Below are 12,692 nucleotides of genomic sequence, written 5' to 3' on the forward strand. Positions count from 1 at the left end.
ATGGCCAGCAGCTCAGAGAACCAAATCATAGATCTGACTCAAAGCTGGGTAGGTTACACTGCAATCGCAATCTTTGTGTTCGCCTACACCTTGGTCATTCTTGAAGAAAAAATTCATCTCAGAAAGTCCAAACCCGTCATGATCGCTGCCGGTTTGATCTGGATATTAATAGCCATTACCTACATCGGTCACGGCAATAAACACAGTGTGGAAGAAGCCATTCGCCATAACTTCCTTGAATACGCCGAACTGTTTTTCTTCTTGTTGGTCGCAATGACTTACATTAACGCTATGCTGGAGCGCGGTGTGTTCGATGCACTCCGAAGCTGGTTGGTGAATAAAGGGTTCAGCTACAAATCCCTGTTCTGGACCACAGGCATCCTAGCCTTCTTTATCTCTCCCGTAGCCGATAACTTGACCACCGCACTGATCATGTGTGCCGTAATTCTTACGGTCGGCCAAGGCCAGCCCAAGTTTGTGGCCATCGGGTGTGTCAACACAGTTGTTTGTGCTAATGCGGGCGGCGCCTTCAGCCCATTTGGCGATATTACAACGCTGATGGTATGGCAAAAAGGCGTTATCACCTTTTGGGAGTTCTTCGCGTTGTTCATTCCTTCCGTGGTAAACGCGCTCGTTCCTGCCTTCATCATGAGCTTTGCGGTACCTAAAGGAAAACCTGAAATACTGGGCGTTGAAAATAATGATGACATCATTAAACACGGCGGTTTAGTGATCGTTGGGCTATTCCTGGCGACCATTGTTACGGCCGTCAGCTTCCATAACTTCCTTCATATTCCACCAGTATTCGGCATGATGCTCGGGCTGGGTTACCTGAAAGTTTTTGGCTTCTATCTCAAACAACAATCCAGAATGCATCACTTCAGCCCAGAAAACCCGCCAGGATCACACGTTGACCCTTACGATTTCGATGTATTCAATCGCATTGCCCAGGCCGAGTGGGATACTTTGTTTTTCTTCTACGGAGTAATATTGGCTGTGGGCGGGCTTGGTTTTATTGGTTATCTGGGCGTCACTTCGGAGTTCATTTACGGAGACTTAGGGCCAACAACCGCCAATATTTTAGTCGGCATTATGTCGGCCATCGTAGACAACATTCCGGTTATGTTTGCGGTCTTATCAATGCAGCCAGACATGAACCATGTACAGTGGTTGTTAGTCACGCTGACAGCGGGTGTGGGCGGAAGCCTATTATCCATTGGTTCTGCAGCGGGCGTCGCACTGATGGGACAGGCACGAGGCCAATACACGTTCTTCAGCCATCTGAAGTGGACTCCAGTCATCGCACTGGGTTATGCCGCCAGCATCGGTGTTCACTTTTTGGTGAATGGTTAAGCCTCATTCTGAGATTGTTTTGCAGATGAGCGCTTAAATTCAAGAGTACTGAAAATCAAGAGTACTGAAAATCAGGGTAGCAGTTTTGCTACCCTTTGACCGTTTGCCAACATTCTTCCAGGCGTTTATCAGAAACCTTTTGCACCGTTCCAAGTGCCTGCGCAAAATAAGAAACCCTAAGCTCTTCAATTAACCACCGAAACTCTTCCAGATTCGGGTCGTATTGATGCCGGACTTTATTTTTTTCCAGTGCGGACTCATACCGTTCACGAAATTCATTCAGCGTATTCATGTACTCCTGAGCCTTCAGGATATTGCCCTGAAGCTTATCAAGCCGATATTCGATGGCATCCAAATATCTGGGCAGATGCCTCAGGCTTTCAGGAGACGTTTCACTTAAAAAGTTACGATACACCAGTTGAGTCAGATGCTTTTTCTCATCGCTGAACACAAACGCCGTGGTCAACGAGAATTTGCCTTTCAGTTTCTTCGCCAGCCCTTGATACTTCAACATGATTTGATTGAGTAAGATCGCCAACTCGCAACCGTCATCAAATAAATTGGCTTTCACATGATCCAGTAAAGTATTAAAGGCCGAGGTATTTCGAACGGCATCAAACTGATCGACGTAGCGTAACAACAAAGCCGTAACAAAATCGCCCGTCAGTTGATTTCGATTGCCAACCGTCGCATAACACAATGCCGTTTGTTCAAACTTAGGAAGTTGTTTGACCAAATGCTGGATTTGATTTTTAAGGGCTAACTTTAACAACAGGCTGACACCATATCGATGCTGATGTGTGGCCCACAATTCAGAGTCACTTAGTGCGATGGAAGCCGAACTTTGATCATCCTGTAAGTACGGAAACCCTTTCACTACCACACCCGAAGTTTCGTATTCCCATGACTCGGGTAACGAACCAAAATCCCAATCAGAGATGTCTTTTCGGTTGAACTCTTCAGGTGTCTCAGTTGAAACCTGCAGCTGATTAGACCGCTCCCCCCACTTCTCAAGAAGCGAATGAAGATCGCGGCTTTGGTCAATCACTTTATGAGCATCATCGACCAACTGAATATTCATGCTTAAATGAGGGTCTACGTCCACTCGCTCCCAGTGCTCTTCAGCGACACGAACCGACGTCAAATAATACAATTGATCAGCAATTTGCTTCGTTAACTTACCGTTGCCTTGTATCAATCTTGGAAGAATTTTTTCAACGTAATCCGGGACAGGAACGAAGTTTCTTCGATATTGCTTAGGCAACCCTTTAATCAAAGCCACGCAGCGATCTTTTAAAAAGGCAGGTACCAACCAATCTAGGTCATCCAAAGGAACCTGCTTCAACGCTGACAAAGGCACTTTGACTGTCACCCCATCATCTTCTTTTCCGGGTGAGAATGCATAGCTTAAAGGCAACTTTAACGCGCCGAAAGACATCACTTCAGGGTAGTGGTCATCTTCTAAAGAAATTTCTTCATTATTGAACAATAAGTCTTTAGTAAGTACTAACTTCTCATCGTTTTCCAATTGACCTGAAGCAGACTTTTTCTTTCGCCATCTTTCAAAAGCCACATGACCTGTAACCTGCTCAGGTATGACCTTGTCATAAAAGTCGTACAAAGAGTCGTCATTCACCAGAATGTCTCTTCTCCGCGTTTTTTCTTCTAACGCCACAACTTCATTAATCAAGGCTCGGTTTTTATTGAAGAAAGTCGCACGAGTATCGTAGTCACCTTCCACCAAAGCGGTTCGAATAAAAATTTCGCGACACAGTTTAGGGTCGTGTTTCTGATAGGAAACTTTGCGCCTCGATGTGGTAGTAAGCCCATACAAACTAACGCGTTCGTAAGCAACCACTTCGGCTCGCTTTCTTTCCCAGTGAGGCTCTGAATAATTTCTTTTAACCAAAGCGCTGCCCATTTCCTCAACCCACTGAGGTTCAATACGGGCAACCATTCTGGCGAACAGCTTATGGGTTTCCATCATTTCAGCGGCAACGACCCATTTCGGGGTTTTCCGCGCTAAAGGCGTACCTTGGCCGATGTAAAACATCTTTTGACGCGCCCCTTGGTACTCTTTATTTTCTTTAAGCTGACCAACCTGACTGATAAGCCCTGTTAACAGCGCTTTATGAAGCGAAGCATAATCCGCCGGCGTTTTATTTTCTTTCAACTCCAGATTTTTAGCCAGCATATGAAGCTGTCGGTGCATATCACGCCATTCACGCATCCTCATATAAGAAATGAAGTTCTTTTGACACCATTTCCGCAACTGGCTACTACTCAGCTCCTGACGCTGCTCTTCGTAGGCATGCCACAAATTCATTAACGTTACAAAGTCCGAAGCATCATCTTTGAACACACTATGCTTTTCAGCCGCTTGTTGTTGCTTATCCTGCGGCCTTTCTCTCGGGTCTTGCAGGCCCAATACTCCGGCAACAATGATGACTTCAGCAAGACTGCCCAATTCGTGACCGGCAATCACAATTCTTGCTATTCGGGCATCCAAAGGCAAGCGAGCCATTTGTTTACCCACATGCGTCAACGTTTTCTTCTCAACGGCGCCTAATTCTTCCAGTAAGCGATAACCATCATTTACAAAACGACTGTCCGGCGGCTCCACAAACGGGAAGCTTTGAATATCCCCTAACCTAAGATCCAGCATTTGTAAGATCACGGTCGCCAGATTGGTTCTTTGAATTTCAGGGTCAGTAAACTCTGGACGCTGAATAAAATCTTCTTCTGAGAAAAGGCGAATACAAACACCCGGCGCTGTACGTCCACAACGACCTTTCCTTTGATTAGCACTGGCTTGAGAAATTGCCTCAATCGGCAGGCGCTGTACTTTGGTTCTGTAGCTGTAGCGGCTCACCCTGACCTGACCGGAATCAATCACATAACGAATGCCAGGGACAGTTAATGAGGTTTCAGCGACGTTGGTTGCCAACACAATCCTTCTGCCGCTGCCTGTGGGCTTGAATATCTTATTTTGTTCAGAACTGCTTAGCCTGGAATACAAAGGCAAAATTTCTGTGTCCCGAAATTGACGCCCCCTCAGTTCTTTTGCGGCTTCTCGAATTTCCCGCTCACCCGGTAAAAAAACCAACACATCGCCATTTCGGCTCAGGTTTTGACCTTCAGCCCCCCCCGAACGTTCGAGCTGTTCCAGCTCTTCCACCGAAGATGCAATGGCCTGAAATAAATCAAGATCCGAAGAGTCTTCATCTTCTGCATTGAGCGGCCGGTATAGTGTCTCAACCGGATAAGTACGCCCAGAAACCTCCAGCACTGGCGCATCATTAAAATGCTTAGAAAAACGTTCTACATCAATGGTTGCTGAAGTAATAATAACCTTTAAATCTGGGCGTTTAGGCAGAATATTTTTGATGTATCCCAGCAAGAAATCGATGTTCAGGCTTCTTTCGTGGGCCTCATCAATGATGATGCAGTCGTATTGATTAAAAAAACGATCGAAGCGGGTTTCATTCAATAACACCCCATCAGTCATTAACTTGATCAGTGTTGTTTCTGAAGAATTGTCTTTAAAACGTACCTGATAGCCAACTTCTTTGCCCAACTCCGATTTCAACTCTTCTGCTAACCGTGTTGATACAGAAGTGGCCGCCAATCGACGAGGCTGAGTATGGGCAATTCGGGCTTTTCGTCCATAGCCTAATTCCAAACACACCTTAGGTATTTGGGTTGTCTTCCCTGAGCCGGTTTCACCCGCCACGACCACGACCTGATGGTCACGGATCGCCGCTTTGATTTCATTAATACGCTGAGAGACCGGTAAAATTTCAGGGTATTCAATCGTTAAATCAATGGCTTCCCTTCTTTTGCGCAAAGTAAGCGAAGATTCCACCTGGCGAATGTATGTATCAAAATAGGGTAACTTTTTATTTTTCCTATGCCGACCGGTAACAGGGTTCTTTTTAGGACGGGTATTTTGCGGAGTTTGATTGGCAGCTTGTCCAGCCTCTTTCTGCGCTCGCTGAAAATCATCCAAAAGACGAGAAAACTTACGCTGATCTCTCAACATACAAGAATTAATGAGAGACTTCAGAGCTTTAAAATCAACAGAATCAGACATGGATAACTACAAACTCAACAAATGAATATAGACAAATAAAAAAGCCCCGCTACATTAGCGGGGCTTTTTGAAGAGCTCAAGTGTTTCTTTAATTCAGACACACTTGCAACCGGTGAATCAAAATCAGATTAAGCACCAATTTTCTTCATTTCTTCATCACGAAGTTCACGACGAAGAATCTTACCTACGTTTGTTTTAGGAAGTTCTTCACGGAACTCAACAAACTTAGGAATCTTATAAGCAGTCAGGCCATCACGACAGAAATTACGAACTTCTTTTTCTGTTAAGTTCTTGTTGGTTGTCACAGCAAAAATCTTAACTGCTTCACCGCTCTTGTCGTCTGGTACACCAATGGCCGCACATTCAACGATGTCCGGATGGCTTACAATAAAGTCTTCAAGCTCGTTCGGATAAACGTTAAAACCAGAAACGATGATCATATCTTTCTTACGATCAACGATCTTCATGAAACCGTCGTCCTGAATAACAGCAACGTCACCCGTCATCAACCAACCATCTTCAGTGATTGTTTTGGCAGTCTCGTCCGGACGCTGCCAATAACCTTTCATCACCTGAGGGCCTTTCACACAAAGCTCACCACGATCACCCAACGGCAGATCATTACCGTCGTCATCAATGGTTTTACAAATGGTGTTTGGTGCAGGAATACCAATTGAACCGATTTGACCGTATCCCGGTGGATTGAAAGATACGATAGGTGACGTTTCAGTCATACCATAACCTTCAGAAACAACACAGCCAGTCACCTGTTCCCACTGATCAGCAGCGTCTTTAGTCAGCGCCATACCGCCAGAGATCGTCAGCTTCAATGAGCTGAAATCTAACTTGCGGAAGTCTTCGTTGTTGCACAATGCAACAAACAAAGTGTTAATGCCCAACATTCCAGAGAAATCCCAGTTACCCAGCTCTTTAATGAAACCAGGAATATCACGTGGGTTTGGAATCAAAATACTGTGATTACCTGTATACATCATGATCATACAGTTAACAGTAAATGAGTAGATATGATAAAGCGGTAACGGAGCAATGACCGTTTCCTGACCTTCATTCAGTACCGCCTCAAAGAATACGTGTGCCTGACACATGTTAGAAATCAAGTTTCCATGCGTCAGCATTGCGCCCTTGGCAACCCCTGTTGTACCACCGGTATATTGTAAAACGGCAATGTCATCACGGGTGAAAGCAGCCTTGGTATAATTACCAGCAGAACCCAGCTTAAGCGCTTTGTTCAAGGTAGTGTGTACCAGGTTGTCATAAGCAGGAACCATCTTCTTAACACGCTTAACAACCGTATTGATGATTTGCTTTTTCGGGAACGGATGCAGATCAGCGATTTCCGTAACGATAACGTGCTTAACACCTGTTTTAGGTACAACACTTTGAGCAAGTGAAGCCATACCAGCATAACAAACCAGCGCTTTTGCACCTGAGTCGTTAAACTGATGTTCCATTTCACGTTCAGTGTAAAGTGGGTTGGTGTTAACGACGATCATACCTGCACGCATTGCACCGAATACAACCACCGGGTACTGAACGATATTTGGTAACTGAACGGCGATGCGGTCGCCTTTTTCAAGACTTGTATGATTTTGCAAATAAGAAGCAAACTGTGCTGAAAGCTTATTTAATTCGCCATAGCTCATGGTGCGACCCATGTGCGTAAAAGCAGGCTTATCAGCGAATTTGCCGAAGGAGTCTTCCATTACTTCAACAACGGAATTGTATTTCTCTACGTTTACTTCACTTGGAATACCTTCTGGGTATTTATCCTTCCAGAAATTCTCAATCATACTGCCTCCAAAACAGAGCATCATCCTAAAAAACTATCCAAACCCTTAAACGAGCGAGGCAGAAGCCTATCAGCTTTCTGCCTCTGTTCAAAGGTAATTAAACATCAAATTTCTGTCCATATTGAAACTTAATGTCTTATTTTGCGGCCACCTCTGCATCACGCAATTCACGACGAAGAATTTTACCTACGTTCGTCATAGGTAATTCATCACGAACTTCGTATTGTTTCGGCACTTTATAACCGGCCAAATTTTCACGACAGTAAGCTTTAATCTGATCAATTGTCAGGTTTTTATCTTCCAGAACAACAAACAGCTTAACGGCTTCACCAGTCTTCTCGTCTGGCAGCCCGATCACCGCTGCGTGCTCGACGCCTGGCAACTTAGCCACTACGTCTTCAATCTCATTCGGATAAACATTAAAGCCAGAAACAAGGATCATATCTTTCTTACGGTCAACAATTGAGATATAACCGTCTTCGTCGACCTGAGCCACATCGCCGGTCTTCAACCACTCACCATCAAGGAATGTTTCAGCAGTCGCTTCGGGGCGCTTCCAATAACCTTTCATTACCTGAGGACCACGAACACAAAGCTCACCACGTTCGCCTTCAGGAACGTCGACACCGTCATCGTCCACCAAACGGATGTCAGTAGAAGCAACAGGCATACCTACCGTACCGTGCTTAACATAATCGCCTACCGGGCTCAAAGACACCGCCGGAGAAGTTTCCGTCATGCCATAGCCTTCGCCAATGTCACAGCCGGTCATTTCCTTCCACTTGTCTGCAGTTGCACGAACCAATGCAGTACCGCCGGAAAGCGTAAGTTTCAATTTGCTGAAATCCAATGATTTGAATTCTGGGTGCTGCATCAAGCCGACAAACAAGGTGTTCAGGCCCGCAAAAGCCGTAAACTGGAACGGTTTGATGATCTTAATGAACATGCCTGGATCACGAGGGTTTGCAATCAAAATGTTATGATTACCCAGCGACATCATGCACATACAGTGACAAGTGAACGCATAAATGTGATAAAGCGGAAGAGGTGCAACAATGGTTTCATTACCGATGTCCATGAACGGACGATTGGTTTCAGGATTTTCTTGTTGCAATGAAGCACGAACCTGAAGCATATTCGCCACAAGGTTACGATGAGTCAGCATGGCACCTTTTGCTACACCCGTAGTACCACCTGTGTACTGAAGTACTGCTACATCATCGGCATTCGGGCTTGCTAACTTAAACTGATGCTTAGCACCTTGCTTCAAAGCAGTACGGAAAGAAATGGCCTGAGGAAGATTAAAGTCAGGAACCATCTTCTTCACGTGCTTAACAGCACCATTAATCAACCAACGCTTTGGTGCTGAACGCATGTCAGCCAAGCTGGTAACGATCAGTGTTTCAATGCCAGTTTCAGGAAGCACTTCCTGAACTTTATCACCGAACGTGTCCATGAAGATCAAAGCTTTTGCACCGGAATCATTAAACTGGTGCTTCATTTCCCGAACGGTATAAAGCGGGTTAGTATTCACCAACACCATACCAGCACGAATAGCGCCATAAGCAGCAATTGGGAACTGAGTGATGTTAGGCATTTGAATCGCCACTCGATCACCCGGTTGAAGGTTGGTGTGATTCTGCAAATACGCTGCAAAGTCAGCACTCAAACGATCAATGTCACCCCATGTGAATGTTTTAAAAACACTCGTAAATGCTGGACGATCTGCGTACTTCTTAACGGACGTTTCGAATACATCGACAACGTTTTTAAATTCATCAGGATTGATTGTGTCTACAACGCCTGGTGGACGTTTACCATTCCAGTAACTGGCATCCATGGTTGGACTCCCTGTTCGTATATTGATTATTTTTATTTGCTTGATTTTTTTATGAATAGCGACATTAGCAATTATGTAAACTTTTGTGAATAGTTTCGCTCATATTTTCGCTCCCCTTTTGTCGAAAAGCGCCGCATGGTTCTCGGAAGTTGTGCAACAAACTTCCTATTTTGAGCCCAAACGGGTTAAAATCCCCTCTCGATACAAAAAATTACCTTTTGAAAAACACGCTAACGGATACCATTACTGCATGGAAAGCTGCACAGGTACGGCTCACGGTGCCGACAACTCCCATATTTTTTATCGCTGCTGGTTACCTGATGATGTCAACCAGGCAACCGCTGTTCTCCACATTGCGCATGGCATGGCGGAGCACAGCAAACGATATGAGATTTTTGCAGAGCAGTGCGTCAGGAAAAACATTGCTGTATACGCCCATGATCACCGTGGACACGGCCATACGGGAGCAAAAGACATGCTCGGCCATTACGGGGACGTGAACGGCTGGCAAATGGTACTGTCGGACATGAACGAATTACAATCGCTGATTCGGTCAAACCACCCAGGCCTCCCAGTCTTTCTGATGGGACACAGCATGGGTTCTTTCATTACCCAGGGTTATGTTTTTCAATATCAACCAAACTTGGCTGGTTTGATTCTGTCCGGCAGCAACTACGGTCCGCCGATTAAATATCGCGCAGCCAGACTGATCGCCAAGCTGGAGCGTTTAAGAAAAGGCCCTCGCTACCGCAGCAAGTTCTTTGAAAAGCTCACCTTTGGCTCTTTTAATCATCGATTCAAACCAAATCAAACCAATTTCGACTGGCTGTCCAGTGACCTGACAGAAGTCCGAAAGTACATAGAAGACCCACACTGCGGGTTTGTATGCACCACCCAACTCTGGTGTGATCTATTAAAAGGCTTGGCCAGTATTTCAACGAATCAGGCATTTACCAAACTACCTACGGAAACGCCTGTGCTTATTTTCGGGGGCCAGGAAGACCCGGTAGGCCACTTTGGCAGCGGATTAATCAGCCTCGCCAACCAGTATTCATCGGCCGGAGTCAAAGATGTGGACTTACAAATTTACCCGGAAGGCAGACACGAAATGCTGAATGAGGTAAACAAAACAGAAGTGGGCCTTCATTTAATCAGCTGGATCGAATCAAAAATCAATTAAAACACTGATCGGCGGACGCCTGCAGAATCAGAGGCGTTCTGTTTTTGAATTTCAGCTCCAGTACCTCACTCTCTTTAATTTTTGAAACTTCAGCAGCAAAAGCCTCAGAATCAGAAACCGAAACACTGTTTAATTCCAAAAGTATGTCGCCTTTTCTCAATCCGGCTTCATACAAAAAATTCAAAGCATTTAAGTGTGTAACCTCTAATCCCTGAACAACCCCTTCTCCCGATAAAAACGGCATATAGCCTACCTCTTTTTCCCAGAGGTTCCTGTTCTCAGACCAGTTTTCAATCAAGCCCTGAGGAATATAATGGCATTCAGCAACAGAAATGGCTGAAACAGCACACAATAACACTGACATTACGATTTTCTTCATAGCATCAAAGACCCTCTTAAAATAAAAAAGGCCGCCTGACGGCAGCCTTTTCCACTAAGTTTAATAAGGTGCAAAGTCCATCCAACGAGCGTATGTTGCTCTCGCTACGTCTTCAGCACCAAAATTCATTAATTGAATTCTTGCCGCTAAACGCGCCTCAAGCTTCTTATCATTTAAGTCACTCGAAACGACCTTACATGAGGAAACAGATCCGTCCGGCTCAATGGTAAATTCGAACTTAACCCGGCCTTCCAACAAAGGGTTCTTGCGCAATGCACGATTGTAAATCGTAAACATAGGGCCTTTGTTAGCATCAAAGACTCGATAAACCTCTTCATCGCTACGTTTGCCTTTCTTTCCAGCTCGCGCTTTCTGATCGGCCTCAGCACGCATGTCTGCCAACGCTGTTTCGTCGTTCAAGTCGGCCACTGCTTGACCCTGAAGACCCGAGCCAGCTGTGCCACGTGATACACCTGAAGCAGAAACACCACCACTGCCAGACACCGCGTTCGAAGAAATAATCGCACGTTCAACCTTAGTCGCTTGTTTGCCACCCTGGTCGACCTGAGCACCTTTGGCCAATGTCCCCAAATCCAAAGACTGACGAAGTTCTTTCAGAGCATCAGTATGTTTCAACAAACCACTCTGTTTCGCTTTCTTCCTCGCCTGATCCAGCTTTTTAGGGTCTGGTTTCGGCTTTGGTTTCTCAACCTTCTTCTCCGGTTTCGGTTTTGGCTTTTCTTCCTTTACCTCCGGTTTAGGCTCTTCTTTCTTCTCTTGTTTTGGTGGCGGTGGAGGCGGCTGTTTTTTCTTCTTTAAAATCACCTTCGACAGCTGAGGAGGCAACTTTTCCAACTCCTCCCTGTCCGGCTCAGATAAAGTGATAAAAGGAATCACCAACCCAACCACAAAACAAAGCCCCAGCAGAACCAATAAGATTTTTCTAAATCGGTTGTGCTCTTCAGGGTCAACCGACCAAGGCAGGCGGTAGTCATACGTTAACATTGCCATTTACACCTCCTTGGACGCTTTACGGTTCACCGCAAGCGAAATATCGGTGTAATTGGCATCCGCACAGGTAGCCATAATACGCTTCAACAAGTTATAGGGAATTTCCTTATCACCAGCGATGGTGATGGGACGCCCTTCCTGTTCAACACCCTCAGCAACCAGCTTTTGCTTTGAGGCTTGATAAAGCAGCTCATCACGAAGTGATGAAATCAGCGCTTCGGAGCCATTCAGCTCACTTACTTTCGCCACAGATCGACCCTGCACCAGAATGTTTTCTTTGTTAACAAAGATCACCAACGCTTCTTCAGGCAGGCTCTCTGCTTGAGATTCGGGTAGTTTAATCGAATCATTACTTTCCAATACTTTAACGTCAGACTGATTCACCATTAGGAAAAATACCAGAATAGTGAAAATATCCATCAACGAAACCAGATTCAAAGCTGGCTGTTTTTTATTTCGGGCAAAATGGCGAGACATTCGTTTCGCACGTCGAGACATTTTCATGCGTCACCTCCCGTCTTTGCTGTGTCGTCAGATTCTTCCGGTGCATCCCCGATGGAAATATCCGGAAACAGTTCTGCATCAACTACCGAAGCCACTAAGACGGTTTTGTATGAGCGAACAGAGTCCATCACCGAGACCAACGTCTGATATTCGGTAGTCTCTTCCGCCAACAATGAAATATCCCGTTTTTCAGGCACCTTTTTCTTAATAGAAATTAAGAGCTTTGATAAACCCTCAAAATCGTACTTCTCATCTATTTTTGGGAACTCTTGAATCGGACCTTTAATTGTGTCGGCCAAAACAAGGCGATCAGATCGAATGACTACCTCTAACTGGAGCTTTTCAAGATCAACCTGATCTTCACTCATTTGATTAGGCAGCTTCAATTCAAGAACCGTGATATTGGCAAACACCATACTTAACAGCAGTACAGGCACCAAAATAATCATCAGGTTCATAAACGCCGTAATATTGAGTTCCGCTTCATCGGCATTATGCCGAATACGCTTTTTCAACATTAG

The 12,692-nt window shown here is 45.2% G+C and carries 9 protein-coding genes; 2 read left to right on the top strand and 7 right to left on the bottom strand.

Features of this window, described 5'->3' with window-relative positions; translation table 11 throughout:
- A complete protein-coding gene (nhaD, locus tag ABD744_RS18870) occupies window positions 1–1,353 on the top strand; it encodes a sodium:proton antiporter NhaD (protein ID WP_344800232.1) in 1,353 nt (450 codons plus the stop codon).
- Between the two features lie 88 nt (window positions 1,354–1,441).
- Here the strand turns inward: nhaD and hrpA are convergent, their stop codons facing one another.
- The 3 genes from hrpA to ABD744_RS18885 form a co-directional block, all read right to left on the bottom strand.
- Window positions 1,442–5,446, bottom strand: coding sequence for an ATP-dependent RNA helicase HrpA (gene hrpA / locus ABD744_RS18875; protein WP_344800128.1), 4,005 nt, complete (start codon window positions 5,444–5,446; stop codon window positions 1,442–1,444).
- Window positions 5,447–5,574: 128 nt separating this feature from the next.
- Window positions 5,575–7,257, bottom strand: a complete 1,683-nt coding sequence (locus ABD744_RS18880) for an AMP-binding protein (protein ID WP_344800129.1) — start codon at window positions 7,255–7,257, stop codon at window positions 5,575–5,577.
- A gap of 136 nt (window positions 7,258–7,393) precedes the next feature.
- Window positions 7,394–9,097, bottom strand: coding sequence for an AMP-binding protein (locus tag ABD744_RS18885; RefSeq protein ID WP_344800130.1), 1,704 nt, complete (start codon window positions 9,095–9,097; stop codon window positions 7,394–7,396).
- A gap of 250 nt (window positions 9,098–9,347) precedes the next feature.
- Between ABD744_RS18885 and ABD744_RS18890 the strand changes: the two genes are divergently transcribed.
- Complete coding sequence (locus ABD744_RS18890; protein ID WP_344800131.1) at window positions 9,348–10,277, top strand: alpha/beta hydrolase; 930 nt, start codon at window positions 9,348–9,350, stop codon at window positions 10,275–10,277.
- Here the strand turns inward: ABD744_RS18890 and ABD744_RS18895 are convergent.
- From ABD744_RS18895 to ABD744_RS18910, 4 genes are read right to left on the bottom strand one after another with little or no spacing between them, the layout of a single operon-like run.
- Window positions 10,270–10,656: a hypothetical protein gene (locus ABD744_RS18895; RefSeq protein WP_344800132.1), complete on the bottom strand. Its 387-nt coding sequence runs from the start codon at window positions 10,654–10,656 to the stop codon at window positions 10,270–10,272. The genes ABD744_RS18890 and ABD744_RS18895 overlap by 8 nt on opposite strands.
- A gap of 60 nt (window positions 10,657–10,716) precedes the next feature.
- Window positions 10,717–11,667, bottom strand: a complete 951-nt coding sequence (locus tag ABD744_RS18900) for an AgmX/PglI C-terminal domain-containing protein (protein ID WP_344800133.1) — start codon at window positions 11,665–11,667, stop codon at window positions 10,717–10,719.
- On the bottom strand, window positions 11,668–12,171 hold the full coding sequence (locus ABD744_RS18905) for an ExbD/TolR family protein (protein WP_344800134.1): 504 nt from the start codon (window positions 12,169–12,171) through the stop codon (window positions 11,668–11,670).
- The gene (locus ABD744_RS18910) at window positions 12,168–12,689 is read right to left on the bottom strand and encodes an ExbD/TolR family protein (protein ID WP_344800135.1); all 522 of its coding nucleotides are present in this window, start codon (window positions 12,687–12,689) and stop codon (window positions 12,168–12,170) included. Before ABD744_RS18910 ends, ABD744_RS18905 begins: the two co-directional genes overlap by 4 nt.
- Window positions 12,690–12,692 lie beyond the last annotated feature (3 nt).

The sequence above is a fragment of the Litoribacillus peritrichatus genome, from assembly GCF_039537985.1.
Lineage (GTDB): Bacteria > Pseudomonadota > Gammaproteobacteria > Pseudomonadales > Litoribrevibacteraceae > Litoribacillus > Litoribacillus peritrichatus.

Coding starts and splice junctions, on each gene's coding strand:
- hrpA (WP_344800128.1), bottom strand. CDS start 5,446: ATGTCTGATTCTGTTGATTTTAAAGCTCTGAAGTCTCTCATTAATTCT.
- ABD744_RS18910 (WP_344800135.1), bottom strand. CDS start 12,689: ATGTTGAAAAAGCGTATTCGGCATAATGCCGATGAAGCGGAACTCAAT.
- ABD744_RS18880 (WP_344800129.1), bottom strand. CDS start 7,257: ATGATTGAGAATTTCTGGAAGGATAAATACCCAGAAGGTATTCCAAGT.
- ABD744_RS18905 (WP_344800134.1), bottom strand. CDS start 12,171: ATGAAAATGTCTCGACGTGCGAAACGAATGTCTCGCCATTTTGCCCGA.
- ABD744_RS18895 (WP_344800132.1), bottom strand. CDS start 10,656: ATGAAGAAAATCGTAATGTCAGTGTTATTGTGTGCTGTTTCAGCCATT.
- ABD744_RS18900 (WP_344800133.1), bottom strand. CDS start 11,667: ATGGCAATGTTAACGTATGACTACCGCCTGCCTTGGTCGGTTGACCCT.
- nhaD (WP_344800232.1), top strand. CDS start 1: ATGGCCAGCAGCTCAGAGAACCAAATCATAGATCTGACTCAAAGCTGG.
- ABD744_RS18885 (WP_344800130.1), bottom strand. CDS start 9,097: ATGGATGCCAGTTACTGGAATGGTAAACGTCCACCAGGCGTTGTAGAC.
- ABD744_RS18890 (WP_344800131.1), top strand. CDS start 9,348: ATGGAAAGCTGCACAGGTACGGCTCACGGTGCCGACAACTCCCATATT.